General features: G+C 38.6%; 24 protein-coding genes. 18 read left to right on the plus strand and 6 right to left on the minus strand.

Annotation, left to right across the window (positions count from 1 at the left end):
- Nucleotides 1-7 precede the first annotated feature (7 nt).
- Nucleotides 8-688 (minus strand): hydrolase, encoded by a 681-nt coding sequence (locus HLV59_RS06235; protein WP_171429548.1) that lies wholly within the window; start codon nt 686-688, stop codon nt 8-10.
- Between the two features lie 182 nt (nt 689-870).
- Here HLV59_RS06235 and HLV59_RS06240 point away from each other — a divergent pair, with 182 nt between their 5' ends.
- The 3 genes from HLV59_RS06240 to HLV59_RS06250 all read left to right on the plus strand — a co-directional run bounded on the left by HLV59_RS06240 (nt 871) and on the right by HLV59_RS06250 (nt 5,399).
- Nucleotides 871-1,791, plus strand: a complete 921-nt coding sequence (locus tag HLV59_RS06240; RefSeq protein WP_031948875.1) for a LysR substrate-binding domain-containing protein — start codon at nt 871-873, stop codon at nt 1,789-1,791.
- Between the two features lie 342 nt (nt 1,792-2,133).
- Nucleotides 2,134-3,369 carry a sodium/glutamate symporter gene (gene gltS / locus HLV59_RS06245; RefSeq protein WP_016145860.1) on the plus strand — a complete coding sequence of 412 codons (1,236 nt, stop codon included), beginning with the start codon at nt 2,134-2,136 and terminating at the stop codon, nt 3,367-3,369.
- Between the two features lie 194 nt (nt 3,370-3,563).
- Complete coding sequence (locus tag HLV59_RS06250; RefSeq protein ID WP_171429549.1) at nt 3,564-5,399, plus strand: monovalent cation:proton antiporter-2 (CPA2) family protein; 1,836 nt, start codon at nt 3,564-3,566, stop codon at nt 5,397-5,399.
- 146 nt (nt 5,400-5,545) lie between these two features.
- Here HLV59_RS06250 and HLV59_RS06255 read toward each other — a convergent pair whose 3' ends face one another.
- Complete coding sequence (locus tag HLV59_RS06255) at nt 5,546-5,779, minus strand: hypothetical protein (protein WP_025470664.1); 234 nt, start codon at nt 5,777-5,779, stop codon at nt 5,546-5,548.
- 488 nt (nt 5,780-6,267) lie between these two features.
- On the opposite strand from HLV59_RS06255, the gene HLV59_RS06260 reads away from it, so the two are divergent.
- Together HLV59_RS06260 and HLV59_RS06265 are read left to right on the plus strand one after the other, a co-directional pair.
- A complete protein-coding gene (locus tag HLV59_RS06260; RefSeq protein WP_171430585.1) occupies nt 6,268-7,359 on the plus strand; it encodes a DUF6670 family protein in 1,092 nt (363 codons plus the stop codon).
- Between the two features lie 677 nt (nt 7,360-8,036).
- Nucleotides 8,037-8,591 carry a TetR/AcrR family transcriptional regulator gene (locus HLV59_RS06265; RefSeq protein ID WP_171429550.1) on the plus strand — a complete coding sequence of 185 codons (555 nt, stop codon included), beginning with the start codon at nt 8,037-8,039 and terminating at the stop codon, nt 8,589-8,591.
- Between the two features lie 91 nt (nt 8,592-8,682).
- On the opposite strand, the gene HLV59_RS06270 is transcribed toward HLV59_RS06265, so the two are convergent.
- Nucleotides 8,683-10,281 (minus strand): bifunctional aspartate transaminase/aspartate 4-decarboxylase, encoded by a 1,599-nt coding sequence (locus tag HLV59_RS06270; protein ID WP_005073522.1) that lies wholly within the window; start codon nt 10,279-10,281, stop codon nt 8,683-8,685.
- A gap of 56 nt (nt 10,282-10,337) precedes the next feature.
- The gene (aspT, locus tag HLV59_RS06275; RefSeq protein WP_081173247.1) at nt 10,338-12,023 is read right to left on the minus strand and encodes an aspartate-alanine antiporter; all 1,686 of its coding nucleotides are present in this window, start codon (nt 12,021-12,023) and stop codon (nt 10,338-10,340) included.
- 1,008 nt (nt 12,024-13,031) lie between these two features.
- On the opposite strand from aspT, the gene HLV59_RS06280 reads away from it, so the two are divergent.
- From HLV59_RS06280 to HLV59_RS06295, 4 genes are read left to right on the plus strand one after another with little or no spacing between them, the layout of a single operon-like run.
- Nucleotides 13,032-13,640 (plus strand): paraquat-inducible protein A, encoded by a 609-nt coding sequence (locus HLV59_RS06280; RefSeq protein WP_057105384.1) that lies wholly within the window; start codon nt 13,032-13,034, stop codon nt 13,638-13,640.
- Nucleotides 13,637-14,446, plus strand: coding sequence for a paraquat-inducible protein A (locus tag HLV59_RS06285; RefSeq protein ID WP_171429551.1), 810 nt, complete (start codon nt 13,637-13,639; stop codon nt 14,444-14,446). The genes HLV59_RS06280 and HLV59_RS06285 overlap by 4 nt, the downstream gene beginning before the upstream one ends.
- 7 nt (nt 14,447-14,453) lie before the next feature.
- Entirely contained in the window at nt 14,454-16,121 is a 1,668-nt protein-coding gene (locus HLV59_RS06290; protein ID WP_031948870.1) for a PqiB family protein, read from the plus strand.
- The gene (locus HLV59_RS06295; protein WP_171429552.1) at nt 16,111-16,818 is read left to right on the plus strand and encodes a PqiC family protein; all 708 of its coding nucleotides are present in this window, start codon (nt 16,111-16,113) and stop codon (nt 16,816-16,818) included. Before HLV59_RS06290 ends, HLV59_RS06295 begins: the two co-directional genes overlap by 11 nt.
- Nucleotides 16,819-16,877: 59 nt before the next feature.
- Here HLV59_RS06295 and uraH read toward each other — a convergent pair whose 3' ends face one another.
- Together uraH and HLV59_RS06305 are read right to left on the minus strand one after the other, a co-directional pair.
- A complete protein-coding gene (gene uraH, locus HLV59_RS06300) occupies nt 16,878-17,285 on the minus strand; it encodes a hydroxyisourate hydrolase (RefSeq protein WP_062849930.1) in 408 nt (135 codons plus the stop codon).
- Nucleotides 17,286-17,295: 10 nt separating this feature from the next.
- Nucleotides 17,296-17,763, minus strand: a complete 468-nt coding sequence (locus HLV59_RS06305; protein WP_125697910.1) for a GlcG/HbpS family heme-binding protein — start codon at nt 17,761-17,763, stop codon at nt 17,296-17,298.
- A gap of 125 nt (nt 17,764-17,888) precedes the next feature.
- On the opposite strand from HLV59_RS06305, the gene HLV59_RS06310 reads away from it, so the two are divergent.
- From HLV59_RS06310 to HLV59_RS06350, 9 genes are all read left to right on the plus strand, one after another.
- Nucleotides 17,889-18,560 carry a heavy metal response regulator transcription factor gene (locus HLV59_RS06310; protein ID WP_081173250.1) on the plus strand — a complete coding sequence of 224 codons (672 nt, stop codon included), beginning with the start codon at nt 17,889-17,891 and terminating at the stop codon, nt 18,558-18,560.
- A complete protein-coding gene (locus tag HLV59_RS06315; protein WP_171429553.1) occupies nt 18,557-19,960 on the plus strand; it encodes a heavy metal sensor histidine kinase in 1,404 nt (467 codons plus the stop codon). The genes HLV59_RS06310 and HLV59_RS06315 overlap by 4 nt, the downstream gene beginning before the upstream one ends.
- A 96-nt stretch (nt 19,961-20,056) precedes the next feature.
- Nucleotides 20,057-20,620, plus strand: coding sequence for a lipocalin family protein (locus HLV59_RS06320; RefSeq protein WP_057105373.1), 564 nt, complete (start codon nt 20,057-20,059; stop codon nt 20,618-20,620).
- A 119-nt stretch (nt 20,621-20,739) separates the two neighbouring features.
- Nucleotides 20,740-21,711: an acyl-CoA desaturase gene (locus tag HLV59_RS06325; RefSeq protein ID WP_171429554.1), complete on the plus strand. Its 972-nt coding sequence runs from the start codon at nt 20,740-20,742 to the stop codon at nt 21,709-21,711.
- Entirely contained in the window at nt 21,708-22,970 is a 1,263-nt protein-coding gene (locus tag HLV59_RS06330; RefSeq protein WP_171429555.1) for an NAD(P)/FAD-dependent oxidoreductase, read from the plus strand. The genes HLV59_RS06325 and HLV59_RS06330 overlap by 4 nt, the downstream gene beginning before the upstream one ends.
- A gap of 21 nt (nt 22,971-22,991) precedes the next feature.
- A complete protein-coding gene (locus tag HLV59_RS06335; RefSeq protein WP_171429556.1) occupies nt 22,992-23,783 on the plus strand; it encodes a DUF1365 domain-containing protein in 792 nt (263 codons plus the stop codon).
- The gene (locus HLV59_RS06340; protein ID WP_171429557.1) at nt 23,780-24,979 is read left to right on the plus strand and encodes an SAM-dependent methyltransferase; all 1,200 of its coding nucleotides are present in this window, start codon (nt 23,780-23,782) and stop codon (nt 24,977-24,979) included. The genes HLV59_RS06335 and HLV59_RS06340 overlap by 4 nt, the downstream gene beginning before the upstream one ends.
- A 29-nt stretch (nt 24,980-25,008) precedes the next feature.
- A complete protein-coding gene (locus HLV59_RS06345; protein ID WP_171429558.1) occupies nt 25,009-25,788 on the plus strand; it encodes a DUF1295 domain-containing protein in 780 nt (259 codons plus the stop codon).
- 8 nt (nt 25,789-25,796) lie between these two features.
- Entirely contained in the window at nt 25,797-26,843 is a 1,047-nt protein-coding gene (locus HLV59_RS06350; protein ID WP_171429559.1) for an SAM-dependent methyltransferase, read from the plus strand.
- The last annotated feature ends 22 nt before the right edge of the window (nt 26,844-26,865 follow it).

Here is a 26,865-nt window from a genome sequence, read left to right on the forward strand (position 1 = left end):
TGATGAATTAGGTTCTTTCAGAATCTAGCATTTCATTGTTTTTAATAACGTCTTGTGCTTTTTGATAGCTTTCGATGAGCATTTGGTATGGTGGGAAAATTGCACTATAGGCTGCTGCAAAATCTGCCGCATCACTACGATGCCAAGTTTTTTGCAGCTCTGAACAAACACCCGCTGTATCAATTGGCACCACACCAGCTTGTACAACTCGAGCTAATGTAATTTCTTGGGCCATTTTTGAATATGTTCCAGATGCATCAATCACCGCAAAGACTTGGAAACCTTCAGCAACAGCACTGATACTTGGGAAAGCCATACATACGCTGGTAATTGTACCTGCAATAATGAGTTGTTTTTTACCTGTTGCTTTGACTGCCTCAACAAAGTCGGGGTTATCCCAAGCATTAATTTGACCTTTACGGGCAACATATTGTGCATGAGGAGCAAATTGGTGAATTTCTGGAATTAAGGGACCATTTGGACCTTGAGGAACAGAAGCAGTGGTAATCACTGGCACATTACATAGCGTTGCAACTTTAGCCAGTGTAACTACATTTGCACGTAACTCAGGAATTGTAAGATCTTTTACCGTTTGAAATAAGCCACTTTGATGGTCGATTAGTAACATCGCGACATTGTTTGGGTCGATTACGGGTGCTTGACCGTTAAAATTTGCTGGTGTACTCATTTTATGCTCCACTTTATTTCGATAAATTTAAAGTTGGAAGGATGACTAAATAAAACAGGGGGATAACTGCTTTTGTATAGTTATTCACTTCTTGTTTAATTAAGATATAACGAAAATATGAGCCTAGAAGCTGCCGAAATTTGATTTCAGTGTTCTATTATTTGAACAACAAGAGGTAGGAAATGCAGGATTTAAACGATCTATATTACTTTGCGAAGATTGTTGAATATGGTGGTTATTCTGCTGCAGCTAGGGCACTGGATATTCCAAAATCTAAACTTAGCCGAAGAGTTGCACTTTTAGAAGAAAGGCTGGGTGTGCGATTATTACATCGTTCTACCAGACAATTTAGCGTCACAGAACTCGGCCAACAATATTATCAATATTGTCACGCCATTTTAATTGATGCTGAAAATGCCCAAGAATTTATTGATTTAAATCAGTCAGAACCGCGTGGAACGATTCGAGTGTCTTGTCCACCTGCCTTATTGCATCATCACATGGGTGAGTTTCTGACTAAATTTATGCTGCAATTCCCAAAAATAAAAATCTATATTGATGTGACCAATCGAAATGTCGATGTTTTAAATGAAGGAATCGATATTGCTTTTCGTGTTCGCTATCCGCCACTCAAAGATAGTGGTTTGGTAATGAAAAAATTTGTGACCAGTGATCAGTGTTTAGTTGCACACCCTCGAGTTTTGTCTAAGCAGCCCATACCTCAAACTTTAGATGAATTGCATCAGTTCAGAACCATTGGGCTTGGTAATGCAGAACAACAAAGTGTGTGGGTACTTCACCATCAGGAGCATGGAACAACTCACTTCCAGCATGACCCTGATTTAATTGTGAATGACATGACTGGGGTGTTGCAGGCCGTTATTCATGGTTTAGGTATTGCTCCTTTGCCGATCATGATGGCTCACGAATATCTTTTGCGTAAAGAACTGATTGTGGTTTTACCTGAATGGAAACCTACAAGCGGTATTGTCCACGCAGCTTATGCTTCAAGAAAAGGATTATTGCCTGCCATTAAACGGTTATTGGATTTTTTAGAAGAACAGTTTAATCAACTGAATAAGGGCTTATTAGGATATCGATAACTAAATTTAATGAAGTGAAAAAACTTATCAAATTGAAGTGAAGTAGTTTATGTTTAATCAGAAGGACTTACAGCGCCAGTTGGCTAAAGAAGGGGTTACTTTGCAGGCTTTGCTGGATCAAGTGAGAGAACGTTATGCAAAAAATTATTGAATCAATATAAGAAGTTTGGGAGAGAATGCATCATGATTTTTACCCAATACTCAAAATAATATTTTGATTTATTTAAATATTCTTAAATAAAGAGGGATTTTGTAAAGTTTGTTTGTGTTTTTTTTAAATAATAAAAAATAAAATATAATTATTTTACAATCCGTTAGGAATGTAATCAGAAAGTAGTATATATGGAATTTGTTTTTAATGGTTTTTATACACTAATTTCGGCGGTTATCGTCTTGTTATTAGGCCGCTTTCTTGTTAATCGTATTGATTTTTTAAAACGCTACAATATTCCCGAACCTGTAGCCGGTGGTTTGGTGGCAGCCATAGTTTCTTTACTCATCCACACTTTGTGGGGGTACAGCATTGTTTTTAGTAGTGAATTACAAACCAGCTTTATGCTCGTTTTCTTCGCTTCAATTGGTTTAAGTGCCAATTTTATGAAGCTTAAAGAAGGTGGTATGGCTTTAGTCATCTTCTTGGTTTGTGTAGCTTCATTTATTGTTGTGCAAAATGCTGTAGGTATGAGTCTTGCGACTTTACTCGGTCTTGATCCACTTATTGGTTTAATTGCGGGTTCAATTACTTTAACAGGTGGTCATGGTACAGCTGGTGCATGGGGTGAAATTTTAGAAACCCAACATGGTATTCAAGGTGCTTTAGCATTAGGCATGGCGAGTGCGACTTTTGGTTTGATTATTGGTGGTGTGATTGGTGGTCCTTTAGCCAAATTACTCATCAACCGTTATGGCCTTGCTCAAGCAAAAACCAATGCTGAAATTCAAAATCGTGATACGCATCTTGAACAAAATTCAGATGACCTTGCTCCGTTTGAAAACCCGCATCAAGTTCGTTTAATTACTGCCGATAATGCAATTACTACACTGGGTATGTTTGCAGCCTGTTTAGCATTTGCTGAATTTATGACTGGCTTTAGTAAGGGAACATGGTTTGAGTTACCAACTTTCGTTTGGGCGCTCGGTGGCGGTGTTATCTTAAGAAATATTTTAGAGAGCGTGTTGAAAATTGATATTTTCGACCGTGCGATTGATGTATTTGGTAATGCGTCGTTGTCACTCTATCTAGCAATGGCATTGCTTTCATTAAAGCTTTGGCAACTTGCCGACTTAGCTGGCCCATTAGTTGTAATTTTGGGTGCTCAAACGATTACGATGGCGCTATATGCAGCATTTGTGACATTCCGTGTTATGGGCAAAAACTATGATGCAGCAGTGTTATCAGCAGGTCATTGTGGTTTCGGTATGGGGGCGACACCAACCGCCGTTGCAAACATGCAAGCCATTACCAACATGTATGGTCCATCGCATAAGGCCTTTTTGATTGTTCCACTTTGTGGGGCATTCTTTGTCGACTTAATTAATGCAACGGTTATTCAGCTCATGTTGAAATTTATTGCTTAATTAAAAAAAAGCCCGTAAGGGCTTTTTTTATGGGTGTTTGTCTATGAATATTTGATTTGTATCTCTAGGCTCAATTTTTATTTTCGGATGATTTAAGCCATTTTATTTTTAGGATACTTTTTCTCAAAACTAGTAATCGCCCTTACACCAAGTTTCACTTAGAATAATTCGCAGATAAATAAAATGAGAAATGTATGAGCTCAGAAGCACATTCAATTAGCTTGGTTGCCCCCGTGGTTTTATTGGCAGCGGCTGTCATTGCAGTCCCTATTTTTAAACGTATTGGTTTAGGTTCAGTATTAGGTTATTTAATTGCGGGTCTAATTATTGGCCCATTCGGTTTTGCTTTTTTTCAAGATTCTGTTGCAATTTTGCATATTGCCGAGTTAGGAATTGTGATGTACCTCTTTGTGATTGGTTTAGAAATGCAACCCTCACATTTGTGGAGTCTTAGACGCGAAATTTTTGGCCTTGGTACGCTACAGATCATTATTTGTGCACTGGTTTTGACTGGTGTAGGGCTATTATTTGGGTTTACGTGGCAAGTGGCATTTATTGGGGCAGCAGGGTTCGTACTAACTTCGACTGCGATTGTGATGCAGTTGTTGGGTGACCGCGGCGATTTGACTCAGCCACGTGGGCAAAAGATTGTAGCCATCTTACTATTTGAAGATTTATTAATTGTGCCATTGCTGGCTATTGTTGCTTTTATGGCACCGAATCATGTGGTCGAAAGCACATCGGTACGTCTACAAAACATAGGAGTTGGTTTAGTCGCAATCGCAGGTCTTATTGCGGCAGGGTATTGGTTACTTAACCCGTTATTTAGACTCTTGGCTGCTGCCAAAGCCCGAGAAGTCATGACTGCCGCCGCATTATTGGTGGTGTTGGGCGCAGCATTACTCATGCAAGTCAGCGGTTTGTCCATGGCGATGGGGGCTTTCTTAGCGGGTGTACTTTTATCTGAATCAACATTTAGACATCAAATTGAAGCGGATATTGAACCATTCCGAGGAATCTTGTTAGGCCTATTCTTCCTTGGCGTGGGTATGTCATTGGATTTATCAGTTGTCGCTCAAAACTGGCAGCTCATTGTGAGTGGGGTAATTGCTCTAATGTTTGTCAAAGCGCTCATGATTTATATAGTGGCCCGAATAACTAAAAGTCCACACACGGAAGCATTGGACCGCGCATTACTTATGGCTCAAGGAGGCGAGTTTGCCTTTGTACTTTTCTCTGCCGCCCTCAGTGCACAAGTCATCGATAGTACTGTTAAATCTAACCTCACCGCTATTGTTGTACTTTCAATGGTGTTGACGCCAATTGTAGGTATTATTTTTAAACGTTTTACTCAAACTAAAGCCAATGTTTCACTAGAAAACGTAAATGTTGCCGATGGTTTAAGCGGTAGCGTTTTAATGATTGGATTTGGACGCTTTGGGCAGGTCACTAGTCAACTCTTATTGGCAAGAGGCGTAGATGTCACCATTATTGATAATAATATTGACATGATTCAAAACGCAGAAAAATTTGGTTTTAAAATTTATTATGGCGACGGTTGCCGCTTAGATATTTTACATACTTCGGGTGCAGCAACAGCCCAAGCGATTGTGGTGTGTGTAGACAGTAAGGAAACGACCAATCGAATTGTTGAACTTGTTACCCATGAATTTCCTTTAGCGAAATTATTAGTGCGTTCATATGACCGTGAGCATTCATTGCATTTAGTCAAACAAAAAGTAGACTTTATGATCCGTGAAACGTTTGAGTCTGCGATTAAGTTTGGTGAAGTGATTTTACAAGAACTGGGTGTAGATGAAGACGAAGTCGTAAGAATTAGCGAGGAAATTCGAGATCTTGATAATGAGCGATTTGAAACTGAAATTGCGGCAGACGATGTATATGCTGGAGTTGGTATGCAATATACACATGCTCATCATCCAAGACCAACTGCACCGTTAATTCGTCCGAAACAAGAAGGGCGGATTTTAAATAAAGAAGATGCCTCAGATAACGAGAGCGTTAATTAGTATAAAAATATCTGTAAAAGTTCTGTTTAGAAGAGCTTTTACAGAATGACTATAAGTGTTCTAAGGCTGTGCCTTTAACTGAGTTTCTACCCCAAAGAATTCGAACAAGTAGAGTTGAAACTTTGCTAATTTAAAATCTTATAAACTTATTCTAGTTCTAATTGATGATCATCTTTGGTAATTTTAATTTTTAACTTCTTATATTTTCGCTTATTTGGATCTAGGGCTGAGTTCATTACTTCATCAGCAAAAGGCGGGCACTGCATCAATTTTGCATAAGCCCTATAGCCGATGCGGATTCGAGTAGGTGGGCAATCGGTTCTTTTTGAGTAGTATTCAATGAGTGAATTCAGTTCTTGTAATAAAGTTTGCTGTTCCATCATACATACTTAACAATTAGATAACTCAAGCATAGTAGATTTAAACCTTGCGCTGTGTAGGTGTTTATAATAACCACCTCTTTAAATTGTGATCGACTTCTCGAAAAAATATCTTTTATGTATCAAGTTTGTTTTTGAGCAGATTCTGGAATTTTTTTAATTGAATTGTCATAAAGAAAGGCTAATTTAAACTCATAACAAAAATTGATGAAGATTGTTGCGAATAATAAAATCAAAAGCAATTTTCACAGACGTGGTCGTGAGGTAATTAGGGCTAATTCGAAAGAGTTGGCTTTTTTGTTTTAATGCCTTCTATTTAATTTTTTTATTCTTTAGACGTCTAGACGTCATGTGGCGAAAATATTTTCTTTAATAAAAATTGTCATTTGCTTAGATCAAGATGTCCTTTATTAACATTCAATTGCAAATAATCAGGTTCTAATATGGAACTCTGTTTTAAGCAAATTAAAATAAAGGATTTTAAAACAATGCTGATCTCAAGCCATAGATTACCAAAGAGTTTTAAGGATAAAGCCAATCAAAAAGTTGCAAAGATTTCTGGCTCATTGTTGGGAGCTGTTACATCTGAGCGGCAGCCAACATTGCCAAAAGAGTTTGAACTCAGTCCTCATACGCTTTATAAACGTTTTGGTAGTACACATTACGGGGTGATGATACCTGACTTACCTGAGCCATTTCGATACTTATCTTGGGCTTCCGTTCTAGGTTATGTCGGATTTACGATTACAGACACTAACTATCAAATGTCTAAAGATGGGAAAGGTGATACAGCTTCGTTGGTACATGGAACGGCTTTATCAACAACATCTGAAGCCTACAGAACATTTTCTATTAAAAATGATATTAAGTTTAGCCAAACTCCTTTTGGGATTAATTTTGATAATCAAACTGTCCTGCATGAGGACGGTGATGGATTTATATTAATTACCAAAAGAGAAGACTTGGAGTTAGAACTTTATTTAAAACCTACAAAAGCTATTTCATGGTTTGCCTACAGTGACTTTTATAAGCACTTTAGTGTGCTCATGCAGTATGAAGGTCATATCAAACAGAAGGGGAATAGTGAGACAGTTCAAGGACTTTGCACGTTGGAGTCTTGGAAAGCTATAGCAACCTCAATGCTAAAGAACAAATGGTTAGTTGAAAATATACAATTCCCTGTGAAAGTTTTTAGCTATCAAGTCATCAATATTGATCATGAACAGCAGTTGTTGTTAGCTTTTATTTGCTATGAAGATCAACCGATTATGACTTCTGTTTACTACCGTCATATAGATGGAACGTCAATTCAATACAACGGAGATACCCTTTTTGAAGTAACGAGTCTTCAAGAGGAGCCACAAATTACTCCTGATAATTTTTCAATGAATGTACCAAATACTTTTCGCTGGGTTGCGTATCACAACAATCAAAAAGTTTTAGATATTTCAGCACATGTAGACACTCCATATTGTTTTGGACTGGCTGCTGGTTTCGTTTCTTCGTATGCATGGCAAGGCGAATTCTATGATCAGCCATTAGTAGGAAGGGGCTATCTGGAATATATTGACCGAAGATAAAATCGTTTTAAAGCTTGGTTGTTTATCTACAGTTTTAAACGAACTGGAAAATATCTGTTTTATAACTCAATTTAACAATAGATTTTAATTATTTATCCTTACTTTTTAATGATCTATTTTAAAACAGATGTCATTTTGTGTGCTTGACTGTAATAGGGTTGGGCACTATCCTTTGCCTGCTGGCCTACATTGCCAGCCGGCTTTGACAGGCTGATTTAGACCGCATCAGAATTATTTCATCTGAGGAATAGTTCTGTGTGTAAGCTCCTCGTCTCCTCCCGTAGAGGTAGGACGGGAGAGGGACACTTTCGGGTGTGCTGGCGTCTAACCAGTCTGTCAACCTTCTCTCGTTCTGCCACCATAATTATTTGACAGTAATTCGGTAGAACTTCTTTAGACATGAGGAGTCCTCTATGCGTACTAATTCTTTTTCTTTATTGGTCTTTGCCAAATTCTCTCTATCCATACCGCTTAAACAGTCTTTAAAACGGCTTAATCGACTCTAGGTTTTGCACCTTAAGAATCGTTACGACTAAAACATAGCAACAATAAACCCGAGATAGGCGAGCACACTATTATTGTGCGGCTTTTGCATGCCTGTTTTTAGCACTCATTTTAGGAGTGGCGGCATTTCTGTCTCTTTTATATACAACAAAAAATTATTTTAAGCGGTATACATGAAAAATTTAGAAATTTCATTTAGAGCAACGCGAGCGCTTTACATAGCCGCGGACTTATTTAAACAATATGGTTTCAATAAGGTTGGGGTGGACCGAATTATTCTTGAGACTAAAATGTCTAAAGCCACCTTTTACAACTACTTTCATTCAAAAGAAAGATTAATTGAAATGTGTTTGTTAGTTCAAAAAGAGCACTTAAAAGCAAAAGTGAGGGCGGTGAGCGAATCTCGTCAATATCCAGATTTAGTTCTTAAGCTCAGACAAATTTATCTTTTACATGCCGACTTAAATGGTGCCTATTACCTGTTATTTAAAGCGATTTTTGAAACTAAAAAGCTTTATCCAAACGCCTATCAAACCGCCATTCGCTATAGGCGATGGCTTAAAAATGAAATTTTCTGGGTTTTGCGAGAATCTAAAAAAAGGGCCACATATGAAGAATCGGATATTTTTGTATTTATGATTGATGGTGCGATTTTTGGGCTTTTAAGTTCAAGTCAAAATGAAGAGCCTGATCAGTTGCTGGATTACTTTTTAAAGATAAATGTTTAAATTGAACCCGTTAAATTAAAAAGCTGAAATAGCAAATTAAAGAACAGAAAGAAAAAAGTGAGGCTGCTAGAGCCTCACTTTATATAGGGGCTTATTTGCCTTTTTTAGTTTTTAAATACTCTGCATAAGCTTCATCTGCAAAACGTCTTAGAGAATCACCAATTGCAGCATATTGGTATTCATTCAGGTTAGCTAATGATGCACGGGCAGAAGGGTGCTGCACACCGAAGCCAGAACCCGGTAATAAAACCACTCCCGTTTCATCGGCAACTCTAAACAATAGCTCGGTTGGATTTTTATTTTTCATGACCCAATCTGCAAACTCATCTCCATAGAGAGTTCGTGAAGTATTTTCAAGGTTGACTAGGGTGTAGTAGTCCACAGCATTTGGATCTGTTGGAACTTCGACGCCAAGCTGTCTATAAAGTGCTGCATCGCGTTCACGAACAACAGATTTAACTGCTTTTTTATAGCTTTGGCGTGAGTCCATCATGTTAAACAAGGCAAATAAAACCATTTGAACTTGCTGCGGGGTAGACAGACCAGCGGTATGGTTCAAAGCAACATTTCGGCTATCGGCAACTAAGCGGTCAATAAACTTAATGCTTGCTGGATCAGTGGTTAAAGATGAATAGCGTTCTTCAAGTTCTTTCTTTTCTTTTTTCGATAAATTCGCAATTTGTTTATCAAGCACATTGTTATTTGAAAGTGCAATGACACCAAGTCGCCAACCAGTCGCACCAAAGTATTTAGAGAATGAGTAAACCAAAATTGTATTATCAGGACAGATCGCGAAAAGTGATTTGAAGTTATCGGCAAACGTACCGTAAACGTCATCGGTTAAAATGATGAGATCGGGGCGTTTTTTGACGATATCAGCCAAAATCGCAAGTCCTTCATCACTCATTTTTACTGATGGCGGGTTACTTGGGTTGACTAAAAAGAACGCTTTAATAGACGGATCTTCTAGCTTTCTAAGTTCCGACTCTGGATATTGCCAATCGAGTTTAGGGTCTGCCGCAATTAATACTTCTTCAAGCTGGTAGTCATTAAGTTTTGGAATTTCAAGATATGGCGTGAAAATAGGGCTACCAATGGCAATACGGTCGCCATTTTTGATAATTTTATTTTCTTTTAATGAGTTAAAAATATAGGCCATTGCGGCTGTTCCACCCTCAACCGCAAACAAATCTAAGTCTCTTTTTTGCATGCCTTGTACGCCCATTTCTCGTAAGACGTACTCTTTAATAATCGTTTCACTGACTCTGAGCATTCGGTCTGGAACTGGATAGTTACAGCCTAAAATCCCTTCAACCATTTCAAGTAAAAAAAGGTCTGGGTCTAAACCTAACTGGTCGCGTACATAAGACACGGCTTTGCCTAAAAAGACAACGCCAGGTTTGTCACGGTTTTCCAAAATGAAGTTATCAAAACGTGACTGGAGTCCAACGGGGCGTGGGAAGCCACCTAGACCTTCCGGCATATAAGAAAATGAAAATTCGGATTCGGTTGCAGAAAACAGACCCAGTTGAAAGAATGCTCTACGTGGGATCGTCGCAAGAAAGTTCGGATTACCACGCCCAGCATTTAACATCATTCTGTCAGTTCTGCTTTGAGCTAATTCTATTAAATTATCTTTTAGTTCAAATGGGCTGAGTTTTGCATATTTAGAATAATCGACTTTCCCCATGGGACGTCTCCTTAATTATAGTGAGATGAATAAAATTTCTAATTCAATGTATAAAATCAGGCCAAGCCTACGATCAGTGGTCCGAGTAAGGTTAAAAACACATTTGCTAGGGCATAGGTAATTGCAAATGGAACGGTCGGAATCGAGTTTCCTGCTTTGTCTAAGATTGCCCCAAATGCAGGGTTTGCACTGCGTGAACCAGATAGTGCACCTGCCATGATTGCAACGTTGTTATAACGTAGAACATAACGAGCAAAGAGCATGGAAAGTAGGAGAGGAACCAGTGTGACCACAACTCCAATCATAAAGAGTGAAAGACCACTTTCTTTAATGGTTTGAATTGCCTGTAAACCTGATTGTAGGCCGACGGCAGCAACGAAGCCTGCAAGTCCCAAATCTTTAAGAAGCTGTGAAGCTGCTAAAGGCATATTGCCATGCACTTGATTTCGACTTCGAATCCAACCAAACAGAAGACCTGATAGTAAAGCGCCACCACCAGCACCAAGTGTTAATGGCACATCACCCAAACGAATTACAAAAAGACCAATCACCAAACCGACCACAAGGCCAGCACCATGGAAAATCCAGTCCGTTTTTAAGCTTTCAGGTAGGGCTTTACCTGCTTCTTTCACCAAGCGGTCGAGGTCGCTTTTTGTACCGTATACGGTGACCACATCGCCTTGGCGTAAAACGGTGTCATCACTTAAAGGTTGTGGCTCATCCTTACGTTTAATCGCAAGCACATAAATACCGTGCTTTAAATACGCAGGCGTATTGGTCTTAATGTCTCCTAAAGTACGGTTGAGGTATTTGGAGTTTCTAAGGATGACATCGCTGGTATCCATAATCATTTCCATACCTTGCGATGACTGTAATTCGCTCCCAATTTGCTCGGCAACTGAAACTACATTGGCACGGCGACCAACCAGTAAAATGACATCGTCTGTTTGTAAAGTTAGCTCGGGAGCAACATCAATAAACTGATCTTTACGTTTTAAACGTTCAATCGTAATACTCGATTCTTTTGCTTCAATCTCCGCAATAGTGTGCCCATTGGCTTGTTTCACTTTATAAATACGGCCCACAATTTCTGGCATTGCCAGTTCTTGGCCCGGTGCGAGTTCAAAAGCACCTTTGAGTCGCTCACTTTGAGCTTTTAAAGCATCGTCGTGAATTTCTTTACCCATAAACTTAGGCAAGATATTCACACACACAATAATTGCTCCCAATGAACCGAAAATGTAAGTGACCGCATAGCCAATCGCGACATTTGCTTGAAGTCTTTGAATTTCTGCGAGTGGGAGATCGAGTCTAGAAATTGCATCTCCCGCAGTCCCAATAATGGCTGATTGAGTCATGCCACCCGCAGCGAGACCCGCAGCCAAGCCTTTATCGAGATGAAAAATTTTAGCCATTACTAAAACAGTGACTAAACCACACACTGCCATAAATACTGCTAAAAGAATTTCTTTTATGGACTGTGGCCCAAGCGATTTAAAAAACTGAGGGCCGCTTTCAAAGCCTACAGCGTAAATGAAGAGGGCAAATAAAATTGCTTTAACGCCATTATCGACAGGTACGCCAATAAGACTTAAAACGACTGCAACAAGTAAGGAGCCTGCGACTCCGCCAAATTGAAATTTTCCAAACTGGAATTGTCCAATCCAGAAGCCTATTGCGAGTGATAAGAACAATAATATTTCGGGGCTGTGTTTTAAGACACTTTGTAACCATTCAATCATTTTGATCTCACTTTTATTATTAGATCTATCTTTAATATATAAATTTATTTATTTTTCATTTTTAAAATACAGTATGAAAATTACTTAAGCAAACCTTCAAGTCTGGTGTTTTTCTTAAGGTTAATTATATAAAATAATGTGCTTAAAATACGTGTGACCCAAGGTTTGGCAGTAATTCTGAGTGTTTAAATCAACTATTAATTTTTAATGGAAGGTAAAATTTATTTACAATAATATAAAGAATATTTTATGAAATTAAAGAGTCTTTCTTATATCTAATTTTGAAAATAAATTGTTAGTATATTGATATTTAAGTAATTAATTTTTAATTGCTAGGCTGGTCCTAATTTTTTTATAAATTAAAAAATAATCTACTTAAAATTGAATTTTTGATAATTGTGTCGCATAAATTAATTTTTAATATATTTAAATTAATCTTCATAATGACATTTATTTTAAAAGGAAAATAGAAGATTTGAAATTGACGTTCTTGAATGGAATGTATATTTGAAGATAAAAGTGGTTAATGTTTTGTTTTTATATTCTAATTAAAATTATCATATTGAAAAGAGAGGGTTAAGGGTATTAAAAAACTTTAGAACTACTCTGTGAGCCTCATATTTTTAATTAAATCTTTGTCTGTATGTATGTCTAATACGTTATTTTTTCGTACTGTTTTCTCAAGAACTCACATGCCGTACTGTTCAGGAATGCTAAATTCTGGATGGAGCTATCCTCTGAGATGCTGATCTTGAATATTTTGGCCATAAAAACTGTGTTATCTCAGCTTAAGCTTTTGACTTTTAGGTTCTATTTTTAAATTTAACTATACAGTTTTTATAGGTTATTCAGAACTTTCAATAATATATTGAATAATATCCGGTAATTTTCATCTCAAAATTTATGATGACTTGGATAGTTTTTCGATTGATTTATATTTTAATTTACCTTAGTAATAAAAAGAGTTTTGTGTGACACAGTTAAAACTATAAATTTCAGAGTATGACTATGCGGCTTAAAGAATTAGCAGGTTGTGAGGAGTGCGATACAGTCTATCGCAGAACCCCGCTTGCTTATGGAAAAAGAGCTTATTGCGTATGCTGCGGTGCTGAACTCTATCGGCACACCAAACCTTTTTCGACCTTGTTGGCTTTAATCTTAACAGCCCTAATTGTATTTATTCTTGCCAATAGCTTTCCTATCGTAAAAATTGAATTGCAGGGAAATATCTCTGAAACCACTTTACTTGGTGCGGTTTGGGTGATGTTTCATTATGATCGGGCTTTCGTTGGCGTGCTCATCTTAATTACTACTTTTATTGTGCCGCTTTCCTATCTTTTATTACTTTCCTATGTGTTAGGTACAGTGAGTATATTGAAGAGAAGACCCGCATTTTTGGTGTTTGCCTTACGCACACTTTATTTTATGAGAGTGTGGGGAATGGTTGAGGTGTTCTTAATCGGGATTTTGGTTACGCTTGTGAAGTTAATCGGAATGGTGTTGGTGATTCCCGAGATTGCGTTATGGGCATTTGCGATCTTGAGTGTCTTGTTGGTTTATATTACTTCCATAAAGGTGAGTGATATATGGAACGAAATTGATAGGTCACTGCCATGAAAACGATAAAAAATGTGACCCAAGTACAAAGTGCACAGCAAGGTTCGGTGCTTAAGCAATATCCGAGAGCCAAAGATCTTTCATTAATTGTGTGTCACTGCTGTGGCATTGTAAATTCTGCACATAGTGAAAAAAGGCGACTCAACCAAAGCCATCAAGTTTTACGTTGTATTCGTTGTAATAGCGTACTGCATTCACGTAAGCCAGCGAGTTTAAACCGAACTTTTGCCTTAGTGGTGGCTGCAACCATTCTTTATATTCCAGCCAATGTACTTCCAATGACGGTGACCGACTCACTTTTGGGTAGTCAGCAAGATACCATCATGAGTGGTGTCATTTACTTTTGGAAAAGCGGAGACTATCTGGTGTCCGTGGTCATTTTCATGGCCAGTATTTTTATTCCCATGTTGAAGCTACTAATTTTGTATTTTTTATTGGTAGCAGTATATCTTCAACAATCGTCAGCTTGGAAATTTTTACCTGAGCAGTGCGTTAAATTATATCGAGTTGTCGAGTTTATTGGTCGTTGGTCAATGATTGATGTTTTTGTGGTAGCGCTCTTAACAGCGCTTATTCAGATTCAATCGCTTGCTACGATTTTAGCAGGGCCGGGTTCGATTGCTTTTGGTGCGGTTGTGGTGTTAACCATGTTTGCATCCTTAAGTTTCGACCCTCGACTGATTTGGGATAACTTCTATGCATCTCAAAATACAAATAAACCTTCTTCTTTTGCTTCAAAAAAACCAAAGATTATTCAGGCAGAACATCCGCCGTTGAATAATGATTCCATTAATCCCAGTCAATAAAAGAACAATGAGTATGTCTGAAAATGAAATAACCCCTGGTAACTCAGATCGTCGTGATACCGATGTTGAACTGGATAGCATGAATGATTTACCAGAACCCCAAGAAAAGAAAAGTCGGTGGAAGCCTCTTTTAATTTGGCTTATCCCATTGATCGCTCTTTTAATTGCGCTTTCATTAGCTGTAAAAGCGCTCTTGTCTCACGGCCCTACAATTGACGTATCTTTTAGGACGGCTGAGGGACTGGTCGCTGGTAAAACAACAGTTCGTTATAAACAGGTGGATATTGGCGTAGTACGCCAGATTGATCTTTCAGAAGACCGTTCACACGTGATTGCCCGAATTGATTTGCGTAAAGATGCGAGTAACTTTGCAGCAAAAGATTCACGGTTTTGGGTCGTGCGACCACGTATTGGGACGAGTGGGGTTTCAGGAATAGACACATTATTGTCAGGTTCATATATTGAAGTGGACGGTGGTAAGTCGGAAGAGAAAAAACTCGAATTTACTGGCTTAGAGACACCGCCAGTAATTACTTCCGATGTGCCGGGCAAAGAATTTTTCTTAAATGCAGATGATTTGGGGTCTTTAGATGTAGGTTCTCCAATTTATTATCGTCGAATTAATGTGGGGCAAATTACGGCCTATAAATTGTCCGATGATGGTAAAAGTGTAGAGCTGCAAACGTTTATTCGAGCACCTTATGACAAGTTTGTGACCACCGATGCACGTTTCTGGCAGGCAAGTGGGATTGATGTGACCTTAAATGCTTCTGGCTTTAATTTAGATACCCAGTCGCTTGCAAGTATTGTTGCGGGTGGTATTGCTTTTGGATACCCTGAAAACTCACATGCGACCACAGCAGCAAATCATAGCCGCTTTAATCTTTGGGATTCAAAATCTGATGCATTGAAAGATCCGGATGGACAACCTCGTGGTGTGATTATGTACTTTGATCATTCATTACGTGGACTATCTGTAGGTGCGCCAATTGACTTCATGGGCATTGAAGTTGGTAATGTTAAAGCGATTAATGCCGAATTTACTAACGACTATAAGCAGATGCGTATGCGTGTTGATGCGGTCTTTTATCCTTCACGTGTTGAAAAAGGTTTGGCACTTAATCCGAATAGTGAAATCTTCAAAGACTTTGTTGAACATGGATGGCGTGCTCAAATGAGAACAGGCAACTTACTCACGGGTCAAAACTATATTGCCCTAGATAAGTTCCCTAAAGCTAAACCAGCCAAATTACAAATTTTGAGTGATGACCGTGTAGTGATTCCAACTACACAGACCGAACTCAGTGGCTTACAAGCACAAGTTTCTCAGATTGCTGACAAGTTAACGAAATTCCCGTTGGTTGAGATTGGGCAAGATGTACGTAAAACGCTCAACAATATGAACACAGCCATTGCCTCTACCGATAAACTGGTTAAACAGTTAGATGGAAAAGTTGCACCTGGTTTACAAGCAACGCTAGACGATGTCCGTAAAACCGTAAGATCATCTGAGTCTATTTTGTCGAGTGATGCGCCGTTACAACAAGACGTACGCAAAGCTTTACAGCAAATGACACGTGCGGCAGCTTCATTACAGTTAATGGCAGACTATATTGAACAACATCCTGAATCAATTATTCGTGGTAAGACACCAGAGACCGATGATGAAAAATAAAAATACTCTATCTTTTCAACATCCCAAAGCAGTCAAATGGCTGCTTGGGAGCGGCCTGTTTTTAACGACAGTTGCCATGACGGCATGTTCGAGTTCGCCAACGCCAAACTATTACACCATGTCCCCTAAAATTACTGCGGCTACAAAATCAACTGTGCAGGTGATTGAGGTATTACCCGTCGGCATTCCAGACCGATTGGACCGTGCACCTCTGGTGCTCCAAGACAGTAGTGGTAAGTCTACGGTTTTAAATAACGAACGCTGGACATCGACTATGGGCACGCAATTACGCGATACCTTGTCGGCGGGTTTACAGCAAAAATTAGGGGCAATTGATAGTTATAGCAGTGGTCTTGCTGGAAACAACCAACCTTTATATCGAGTTTCTACAGACTTTTCTCATTTTGATATTGTAGATAAAAGCTATATTAATATTGCTGTGTCTTGGGTAGTGAAGCGTCAAATACCGCCAACTCAATTAGAGTCAAATAATGCAAAAGTCATTACGAATGCAGGATCTCAGTTAAATTGTCGAATTGCATTTAAACAGCCGATTGATCAAAAAGCTAAAAAGATGGATGCGATTGTGAATGCTTCAAGTGAGGCGATGACTCAAATTATTAATACGGTTTCTGCTTCAATTGTGGCGCTGGATTCAAACAAAAAATCGGTTATTAGCAATGGGGTTTGTTCGTAAAACCCATTGTTTTTAATCAACCCCTTTATTTGTGCACAACAGATAAAGGGGTTTTTATTTTAGTTGCCGCGATAGGTTGAATAACCGTAAGGGCTAAGTAGTAAAGGAATATGGTAGTGGTTTACGCTTCCATCTACTTTAAAAATTACAGGTACTTCGGCAAAAAAAGTTTGTTGTTTGTTCTTTTTAAACCAGTCTTCAGTTTTAAAGGTAACTTTATAAACACCTTGCTCTAGTTTTTTATTTTGTGGATAGAGCGCAGTAATACGACCATTTGAATCGGTCACTTGCTGGTTGAGTTTTACCCACTGGTTATTGGTGTTTTTTTCTAAAACCACTTCAACTTGTGAAGAGGGCAAACCCGTTTCTAGATTTAACACATGCACACTTAGCGGATTAGTTTGAGCAAACGTAGCCGAAGCCGAAGCCATAAATAACGAAGATAAAGCAATAAATGATTTAGTCATGATGAACTCCTTATGAATGAAAAACAGTTTCAATGGCTTTACTTGCACATTGATTGTCATTTTGTGCGCCGCCAGCACCCGCAACTCCAATCGCGCCGATCACTTGGTTCTCAAAACGAACAGGTACGCCGCCGCCTAACAAAAGTAAATTTGCTACTGTGGTTAAATTTTTTGCATCAGGATTTTGGTTACTGTTTTGGCTTAAAACTAAGGTCGATGTTTTAGTAGATAACGCGGTATAAGCTTTTTTCTCGGCAGCCATTAAATTATGCGGACCCACCATCTCATGCCGTTCGGCAGTTAAAGGATTACCGCCACGATCTACCACAACGACAGCAATATTTTGATTTAGTTTTTTACATGCCTCTTTAGCACTGTCGGCTAACAGATGCGCAGTTTTTAGATCTAAGGAATAAACTTGATTCAAAGCAGGGGGCTGTGCAAAAGTACTATTACCGAATAGCACGGCTGCTAACATCAGCCAGTTCAATTTTTTCATAATGATTGCCTCTATGTCGCTTTGAAAATCTTAAACAAATTGCTTAATTTCAAGCATGACAATCACATTACAAAGTTGTCATCTTTCTAATGAGTCTCTACAAAATGCGTATCCTTATTATTGAAGACGAGAGCAAGATTGCCACTTATTTGGTCAAAGGATTAAAAGAGTCTGGATATCAAGCGGAGTGTGTTCACTTGGGGCTGCAAGGTTTAGAAATGCTAAAGACAGATCAATATGACTTGCTTATTCTGGATGTCATGTTGCCCGACATAGATGGCTGGAGCGTATTACAGGTCCTACGCCAGTTTTCAAAAATTCCGGTGATTTTTTTAACGGCAAAAGATCAGGTGATGGATAGAGTGAAAGGGTTAGAGTTGGGTGCAGATGATTACTTGGCTAAGCCATTTTCTTATATTGAGCTGTTGGCACGTATTAAAAGTTTGTTAAGAAGACAGCAATATCTGCAAGAAAATGAACTGTCTATTAGTGATTTAAAAATGGATTTGGTCGGTCATAAAGTATGGCGTAATGGCAACTTGATTGAGCTGAGTAAAACCGAATTTAATTTGTTGCGTTATCTGTTGCTCAACAAAGAGCAAATCGTGACGCGTAGGCAAATTGGTTCCGAAGTTTGGAATATTAACTTTGACACCGATACCAACTTTATTGATGTTGCGGTACGCCGTTTACGAAGCAAAATTGATGAAGGATATGAGTTAAAACTTATTCATACCATACGTGGCTTGGGCTATAAAATTTCGGTTAGCTTATGAACTTTAAATTTCTGCGTTCTCTTGAAGTCCGTATTACCTTTCTGGTCACGCTTTGTTCTGCCTTAATTTTATGTTCAGTCGTCTTTATGACCTATTTAGGTATTAATCAGATTTTATTAAAGCAGCAAGATAAAGCTTTAGCAGACAGAATTAATCGTTTGGAAATTTTGCTGCAAGATAGCGAAAATGTAGAGCAAATCATTGCGCGGCCTAAGCTGTATCAAAACATGCTTGGTAATCAAGACAACTTGTTTCTGCTCATCCATAAAGACAAAACTTTAATTAATATCAATCCGCTCCACATTCAGTTACCTGAGCTTGCACAGCGCAACAGTCTTCAGTTTCAAGATTTAACCAACAACTCATATCCAACACGAATTGCTTGGAAAACTATAAAAATTAATAACGAGCCTTATCTGCTTATTGCAGGTAAACAGTGGTCGGAACGTATCAATATTCTTTTACCTTTTCAAGAAAGCCTCTTGATGTATGTATTAGGGGGCGTGTTTGCGATCTTTGTGCTTTGCATTTTAGCGTGTCATTTAGGTTTAAGGTCGCTGCAACAGCTTCGTAAGCAAACTCATTCTATTAACGTAAATCAGCTCCAGAAACGGTTAAACCTCCCAAATTCACCTTTAGAAGTTGAGCTGCTATCTAAAGATATAAACCACATGCTTGAGCGTATCGAAAAAGGCTATACGCAGCTCAACCGTTTTTCTGAAGATATCGCTCATGAGTTCCGTACGCCTTTAAATAATCTGATTGGGCAAACCGAGATCGCTTTAACTGGCGAACTTTCGGTTGAGCAATATGAAGATTTGCTGGTGTCTCATTTAGACGATTACCATAGATTAAAACGCATGATTGATAGCATGCTTTTCTTGGCAAGAGCCGATCAGAAAATGGTTCTTGTCAATAAACAAGAAATAAATATTCGCGATGTTATAGATGGGCTATGCCAGATTTTTGAATATCAGGCTGAGGAACAAGACTGTCATTTTAATTTTAACCTAGAAGCTCAAAAGCTATTCGCAGATCCAGATTTATTTCAAAGAGCCGTTTATAACCTGATTTTAAATGCGCTGGTTCACGGCGGTGAAAAGCGAACGATTTATATCGCATCTAAACATAAGAATATTAATCATATGCAATGGGTGAGTCTTACTGTGGTAACGGGAGGTGTTTCAATTGCTGAACATCAACTTGAGCATCTTTTTGAAAGATTCTACCAATGCCATTCAAGCCGAAGTGATGAGAATCAAACAGGTGGATTAGGTTTGTCGATTGTTGCTTCTATTATGGATTTACATCATGGCCGTTATCGGGCTTATAACACGGTCGAGGGTGTATGCTTTGAGCTTGATTTTCCAGTTGTAGATGCTGCAAAGAAATACAATTAAATCCTTATTAATGTTCCTTAATTTTTAAAATTCACACTTTGTTCACAGCCCTCTGGCGTATGTTTAAACATATGAAACAAACAGAAGAGGGTAGTCATGAAATTATTATTTAAGTCACTTGTCATCGGCACTGGCCTTGCAGCGGTTAGCTTAATGCTTCCTTTGAGTACCTTTGCTGACACCAATACTAAACCTGTCGCTGTTGATTCTATCGATATTAATAAATATGCAGGTAAGTGGTATGAAATTGCGCATTTACCGATGTTTTTTCAGCGTAATTGTGTAGCCAATACAACTGCAAACTATTCTATTAACGCGGACAAAACCGTTGGTGTTTTAAACAGTTGTACTAATAAAAAAGGTGAAATGATTTCATCTGAAGGCGTTGCCTATCCGCAAAATCAAGGCAACAGTAAATTGAAGGTGAGCTTTTTACCATCAGGCCTTAGATGGATTCCTTTTACAAAAGGCGATTACTGGGTTTTAAGAGTTGACCCAAATTATCAAGTCGCTTTAGTGGGTGGTCCAAGCCATAAATATTTATGGATTCTTTCACGTAGCCCGCAACTTGACGAGGCGACATATCAGTCTTATCTGCAAACAGCAAAAAGCTATGGCTACGACGTTTCTAAACTCGTTAAAACAACCCAGTCAAAATAGAAAAATGACTGATGAAGAAGGTCTTAAATTTAATCTGTAATTTTAAGATCTTCACATAAAATTCATTGCGCATTTTCTAAATTAGAACCAAAAGAAATGCTTTAGATCAGGAAGAATCAATGTCTAAATTTTTTCTGCGCTGGATCGATAGCTGGTCAGATTCAGAAAATGCGCAAGTGGGTGCTTCTAGCGAATATGTCATTGAAAAGAAAATTCAATGGTTAAGAATTATTCCTTTTATTTTATTACATATCGCTTGTTTAGCTGTGTTTTGGGTGGGCGTATCTGGGTTTGCTGTGATCTTCATGCTGGGGTTTTATTTTCTTCGCATGTTTGCAATTACCGCTTTTTTTCACCGCTACCTTTCGCATAAAACTTTTCAGACATCACGTATTGTTCATTTTGTTTTTATACTCATCGGAACCATGAGTGCGCAGCGTGGACCGTTATGGTGGGCAGCACATCACCGTTATCACCATCACTTTACCGACACCGATCAAGACCCGCACTCAGCGAAAGCAGGCTTTTGGTATTCGCATGTAGGCTGGTTTTTAAACGAGCAGAATTTTGCTACTCGGAAAAAAGTTATTAAAGACTGGTTGAAATATCCAGAGCTGATCTGGTTAGACCGATTTAGTTTACCTATTGTGATTTTAACGGCCTTAGCAATTTATGGTTTGGGCTCATGGCTTGCGCAAAACTTTCCTGAGTTAGGCACCAATGGTTTACAGCTTTTAGTGTGGGGATTTGTGATTTCCACTGTTCTATTAACGCATGCAACCTTGTGTATTAATTCACTCGCTCATCGTTATGGCTCACGTGAGTTTAATACTCCAGATGACAGTCGTAATAACTTCCTACTTTCTTTAATTACCTTGGGTGAAGGATGGCACAACAACCACCACTTTTACGCAGGCAGTGTGCGTCAAGGTTTTTATTGGTGGCAGATTGATATCACCTTTTATGTACTTAAACTAATGTCCTTATTTGGTTTGGTATGGGGCCTAAAGCCAGTACCAGATAAGGTTTATCAATATAAAAAGATTAAAAACCTATCGATAGAAAAAATTGAAAACGGTGAAGTGTTATGAAAATTGCCATTATTGGTTCAGGTATATCTGGACTTTACGCAGCTTGGAGATTGTCAAAACAACATGAGGTCACCGTGTATGAAAAAAATAACTATTTTGGTGGTCATACTGACACTCACGAGCTAGAGATAGAAGGCACTAAAGTCGCGGTAGATAGTGGTTTTATTGTGTTTAATGACTATAACTATCCGTTATTTACCGACATGCTTAAAAAATTAGGTGTAGAAACTCAAAGTAGCGATATGAGTTTTTCGGTGAATAATCTGGTCAGTGGACTTCAATATAACCCTTCAAAAAAATGGTCGCTCTTTGCCCGTCCGCAGAACTTTTTAAACCGAAAATTTCTGCAAATGCTCTCAGATTTGCTGCGCTTTTATGATGACAATAAAGATATAGATGTTGCAGATATTGATCCTAATTTATCGATTGAAGAATATTTAGACCTCCATAAATATAGTCATGAGTTTCGTTATGAGCATCTTTATCCGATGTGCGGTGCGTTATGGTCGGCTCCGGTTGAGCAGGTAGGCCAGATTCCATATCGATTTGTGGTGAGCTTTTTTCAGCATCACCGCATGTTACAGCTAAAAGAGCGGCCGCAATGGCAAACGGTTAAACACGGTTCAGCAAGTTATATTCATGCTATTCAAAAGAATTGCCCATCCATTGAGTGGAAGTTTGCAAAAGTAAAAGCTGTGAGCCGTTCACCAGAAACAGTTTTGATCGAAACTGTTGAAGGACAAGCCCAATACGACTGGGTAATTTTTGCAAGCCATGCTGACGATAGCCTAAGTCTATTAAAAGATCCTTCTTCACTTGAACGGGAAATATTAAGCCAATTTGGTTATCAAGATAATCGAATGGTGGTTCACCGCGATATTTCGATTATGCCTAAAAGTCGTTTGCAGTGGGCAAGCTGGCATGTACATGTAACGCCAACATCCCAAGTTCAAAATGATGCATCTGACATCCATTATGGTTTTACCTACTGGATGAACAATTTGCAGAATTTATCCTGCGCTACTCAGGTTTTTTGCACTCTAAATCCGAATATGAAAATTAAAGCCGAAGATATCTTGGTGGAGCGGGAATATCGTCATCCCGTATTCGATGCAAAAGCGATTCAAGCTCAATCTCGTTGGCACGACATTAATGGACAAAATCGGACTTCGTTTTGTGGAGCATATTGGGGGTGGGGCTTTCACGAAGACGGCGCCCGCAGTGCAGCACGTGTTGTTGAGCAACTCTTAGCGTTATGAAAATAAGTAAGGAGCTTTCAAATGTTATTAAATAAACTTGCTATCGCTCCTGCACTTATTCGTCACAGACGCTATAGCCCGAAATCGCATCAGTTTACATCGACTTTAAATTATTTATGGTTTGATCCAGACCAATTACTTGATATTACAAAAGATTGTTCACTCTGGTCGGTGAATCATTGGAATGTATTAAAACTATCCGAAAATGATTTTTTGAGCATGTATTATGGTTCTATAAGGGAAAAAGTAGAGAAAGCGATACTACAAAATAACCACTTGCATCTTCGACCAGACTGGCAAATCCGAGTGTTGGCTTTGCCTCGTTGTTTGGGGTTTCGCTTTAATTCGGTCGTATTTTATTTTGTTTTAAATAAATTTGGAAAACCTCTATTTATTCTTAGTGAAATCACCAACACCCCGTGGAATGAACGAAAAGTTTACACACACGACTGCATAAAACAGCAGGGTCAGGCGGGTGATTATCAGACTTACGATTTTAACTTTGAAAAGTCATTTCATGTTTCGCCGTTCATGCCGATGCAGTTGACTTACCGTTGGCGATTTAGTTTCTCTGACCAACAGAATGTCATTCATATGCAGCTCTTTGAAGAGCAAAAACAAGTCTTTGACGCGACTATGCGTTTTGAGCTTGAGCCCATCACATTTCCTTCACAGCAATATCGATATGCTCTTATCAACAGCTTAGCGCCTTTTAAAATGCTGTTTTCAATATATTTAGAGGCATTTAAGTTGTGGCGAAAAAAAGTTCCATTTTATCGTCATCCTAAAAAGATCAAGGTAGATAAGACATGATAAAAACATTTCTTTATGGTGAAGATGACTCACTACCGTTACTGCTCAAGAGTCTTCTCAAACTACGTCATGGACAGATCACTTTTCAGGGCGCGTGGAATGGGACGGTCGGTGAAGTTTCAGACTTACATGCTGTGATTGAAGTTCACAATCCTTTGTTGATGGATCTCATTTTAAAAAATGGTGTTTTAGGAGCAGCAGAAGGCTATATCCGTGGTGACTGGAGCAGCGAACACCTTGTCGAGTTGATTCAGATCTTGGCACGTAATCGAGCCGTGTTAGACCAACTTAACCAGAATGTTATTGCGCAAGCGAGCCAGTTTTTTCTAAAAGCTTGGTATCAAAATCGAAAGAACTCTATAAGTGGTAGCCGTAAAAATATTGCCGAGCATTACGACTTAAGTAACGACTTTTTCAAATTATTTTTAGATCCATCTTTAATGTATTCAAGTGCCGTTTTTGAAAATGAAAACATGACTCTTGAAGAAGCATCTGATTTAAAAAAAGAGATCATTTGTAAAAAGCTAGATTTAAAACCACTCGATCATTTGGTTGAAATTGGAAGTGGGTGGGGTGGTTTTGCCATTTATGCAGCACAGCATTATGGCTGTAGAGTAACCACCATTACCATTTCACAAGCTCAATATGATGAAGCGGTTACTCGTGTAAATGAGGCTGGTTTGGCACATCGAATTGATGTGCAACTCAAAGACTACCGCTTGCTCGAAGGTAAGTTCGATAAGCTGGTTTCAATTGAAATGGTTGAGGCAGTGGGTGCGCAATATTTATCGACATACTTTGATCGGTGTAAAGCCCTCTTAAAACCGAAAGGTTTAGCTTTTATTCAAGCTATTACCATCGAAGATTTTCGCTATAAAAAAGCATTAAATACAGTTGATTATATTAAGCGCTATATTTTTCCTGGTAGCTTCATTCCTAGTGTGAGTGTATTAACTCAAACCGCTTCTGAGAGCGGTTTAAGGTTAAAGCATTTAAATGATATCGGTTTAAGTTATGCGCAAACACTTCATCACTGGCGAGCGCAGTTTTTAGCAGCGCGGGAACAAGTGTTGGCTCTCGGTTTTGATGAAAACTTCATTCGCATGTGGGATTTCTATTTATGTTATTGCGAAGGCGGTTTTAAAGAAGGCGTGATAAGCAATGTTCACTTGTTGTTTGAAAGTACCAGTTACTAACTCAAACAGCTCAAGTAAGGAGACTGCTCATGTTTTGGAATTTACTGATTCTAGATTTAATGATCATGTTGCTAAGCTGGTTACTTGCCACAGCAAATGGCCGAGCTGGAATAGTAGATGCTGCATGGAGTTTTTGTCTGGCAGTCAACATTATTGTATCTTCTTTACTGATTTCATTTGCTCCGGTTGAAGTGCGCCTTTTTATTGGTGTTTTTAGCGGCTTATGGTTTTTAAGACTATTTTGGCACCTGTTAAGACGTTATCAATCTGAACAAAAAGAAGATGGCCGTTACGCGAACATGCGTAAGGCCATGGGTAAGTTTCAGCATATTGGCTTTTTATTATTTTTTATTTTTCAAACACTTTTAGTGCTTTTATTCTTTTTACCAATGTGGACGCTGCTCAATGTAGAGGCAACTCTGTGGAGTAGTGGATACAAATTTGCTTTAGTGATTGCAGCTGTAATTATGGCGATTGCTTTCATTGGAGAGCAGATTGCTGATCAGCAGCTATACCGATTTAAATTAAATCCAGATCATCGTGGCAAAACGATGGATCAGGGTTTATGGCGTTATTCACGTCATCCAAATTATTTTTTTGAATGGTTGCACTGGTTTGCCTATCCAATCATTGGTTTAGCAGTGGGCCAATATTTATTGTGGATTTATCCGTTACTGATGTGGCTATTTTTATATTACGTCACGGGTATTCCATTCAGTGAAAAACAAGCAATTAAAAGTCGTGGTCAAAATTATCTTGATTATCAACAAAAAACGTCAATGTTTATTCCGCGAAAACCCAAAAAATAGGTGCGCATATGGATTTTATTGTTCATCAGTCTTTGAAAATTGTTGAAAGTGGTGTGATTCCAGATCATGCAATTCGAGCTGCAATTCGTGCTTTAAGTAAAAAGCGCTTAATCCAAGAAGGCCGTTATGACCCTGAGCAAAGCGCACAGCGTTACATCGATGTGCTTAATATGCTAAAACGGAGCGAAATCGCGGTTGAAACCGATAAGGCAAATGAGCAGCACTATGAATTGCCGACCGAGTTTTTTCAAGCGGTGCTTGGAAAAAGACTCAAATATAGTGCATGTTATTTTCCAACTAAAACAACAACTTTAGATCAGGCAGAAGAGTTGGCTCTTCAGCTTTATTGTGAACGAGCACAACTTAAAAACGGTCAACACATTTTAGAGTTGGGCTGTGGCTGGGGTTCTTTAACTTTGTGGATGGCAGAAAACTATCCGCGCTCACAGATTACAGCTGTTTCAAATTCTGCAACGCAAAAAAAGCACATTCTTCGGCAAGCAGAATTGAGAGGTTTAACTAATGTTGAAGTGCTCACTTGTGATGTGAATGTGCTGGAATTAGACCAGAGTAAGTTTGATCGAGTTGTATCGGTTGAAATGTTTGAACATGTCCGTAATTACCAACGTCTTTTTGAAAAAATTCAGCGATGGCTAAAGGCAGATGGCTTACTCTGGTGTCATATTTTTTGTCATCGCTTTTTACATTATCCTTTTGAAGTAAAATCAGATTATGATTGGATGTCTAAGTATTTCTTTACTGGCGGTTTAATGCCTTCGACTTCCACTTTTTTGCATTTCCAAGAGCATTTAGAGTTGGCTCAACAGTGGCAGTGGTCGGGTGAGCACTATATGAGAACGGCAAATGCTTGGCTTGATAATATGGATAACCATGAAGTCGAACTGAAACCGCTGTTTAAAAAAATCTATGGAAAAGATGCCAATATTTGGTGGCAACGCTGGCGTATTTTCTTCATGGCTTGTGCTGAGTTATTTGGTTTTGAGCAAGGTCAAGAATGGGTTGTTGGTCACTTTTTATTTAAAAAGAGATCATAGTAATTTCTATAGCCTATCCCGG

It is taken from the genome of Acinetobacter lactucae (assembly GCF_013122135.1).
Classification (GTDB): domain Bacteria; phylum Pseudomonadota; class Gammaproteobacteria; order Pseudomonadales; family Moraxellaceae; genus Acinetobacter; species Acinetobacter lactucae.

Coding starts and splice junctions, on each gene's coding strand:
- HLV59_RS06340 (WP_171429557.1), top strand. CDS start 23,780: ATGATAAAAACATTTCTTTATGGTGAAGATGACTCACTACCGTTACTG.
- HLV59_RS06260 (WP_171430585.1), top strand. CDS start 6,268: ATGCTGATCTCAAGCCATAGATTACCAAAGAGTTTTAAGGATAAAGCC.
- HLV59_RS06235 (WP_171429548.1), bottom strand. CDS start 688: ATGAGTACACCAGCAAATTTTAACGGTCAAGCACCCGTAATCGACCCA.
- HLV59_RS06285 (WP_171429551.1), top strand. CDS start 13,637: ATGAAAACGATAAAAAATGTGACCCAAGTACAAAGTGCACAGCAAGGT.
- HLV59_RS06280 (WP_057105384.1), top strand. CDS start 13,032: ATGCGGCTTAAAGAATTAGCAGGTTGTGAGGAGTGCGATACAGTCTAT.
- HLV59_RS06295 (WP_171429552.1), top strand. CDS start 16,111: ATGAAAAATAAAAATACTCTATCTTTTCAACATCCCAAAGCAGTCAAA.
- HLV59_RS06325 (WP_171429554.1), top strand. CDS start 20,740: ATGTCTAAATTTTTTCTGCGCTGGATCGATAGCTGGTCAGATTCAGAA.
- uraH (WP_062849930.1), bottom strand. CDS start 17,285: ATGACTAAATCATTTATTGCTTTATCTTCGTTATTTATGGCTTCGGCT.
- HLV59_RS06320 (WP_057105373.1), top strand. CDS start 20,057: ATGAAATTATTATTTAAGTCACTTGTCATCGGCACTGGCCTTGCAGCG.
- HLV59_RS06345 (WP_171429558.1), top strand. CDS start 25,009: ATGTTTTGGAATTTACTGATTCTAGATTTAATGATCATGTTGCTAAGC.
- HLV59_RS06250 (WP_171429549.1), top strand. CDS start 3,564: ATGAGCTCAGAAGCACATTCAATTAGCTTGGTTGCCCCCGTGGTTTTA.
- gltS (WP_016145860.1), top strand. CDS start 2,134: ATGGAATTTGTTTTTAATGGTTTTTATACACTAATTTCGGCGGTTATC.
- HLV59_RS06330 (WP_171429555.1), top strand. CDS start 21,708: ATGAAAATTGCCATTATTGGTTCAGGTATATCTGGACTTTACGCAGCT.
- HLV59_RS06310 (WP_081173250.1), top strand. CDS start 17,889: ATGCGTATCCTTATTATTGAAGACGAGAGCAAGATTGCCACTTATTTG.
- HLV59_RS06335 (WP_171429556.1), top strand. CDS start 22,992: ATGTTATTAAATAAACTTGCTATCGCTCCTGCACTTATTCGTCACAGA.
- HLV59_RS06290 (WP_031948870.1), top strand. CDS start 14,454: ATGAGTATGTCTGAAAATGAAATAACCCCTGGTAACTCAGATCGTCGT.
- HLV59_RS06270 (WP_005073522.1), bottom strand. CDS start 10,281: ATGGGGAAAGTCGATTATTCTAAATATGCAAAACTCAGCCCATTTGAA.
- HLV59_RS06305 (WP_125697910.1), bottom strand. CDS start 17,763: ATGTTAGCAGCCGTGCTATTCGGTAATAGTACTTTTGCACAGCCCCCT.
- HLV59_RS06240 (WP_031948875.1), top strand. CDS start 871: ATGCAGGATTTAAACGATCTATATTACTTTGCGAAGATTGTTGAATAT.
- HLV59_RS06255 (WP_025470664.1), bottom strand. CDS start 5,779: ATGGAACAGCAAACTTTATTACAAGAACTGAATTCACTCATTGAATAC.
- aspT (WP_081173247.1), bottom strand. CDS start 12,023: ATGATTGAATGGTTACAAAGTGTCTTAAAACACAGCCCCGAAATATTA.
- HLV59_RS06350 (WP_171429559.1), top strand. CDS start 25,797: ATGGATTTTATTGTTCATCAGTCTTTGAAAATTGTTGAAAGTGGTGTG.
- HLV59_RS06315 (WP_171429553.1), top strand. CDS start 18,557: ATGAACTTTAAATTTCTGCGTTCTCTTGAAGTCCGTATTACCTTTCTG.
- HLV59_RS06265 (WP_171429550.1), top strand. CDS start 8,037: ATGAAAAATTTAGAAATTTCATTTAGAGCAACGCGAGCGCTTTACATA.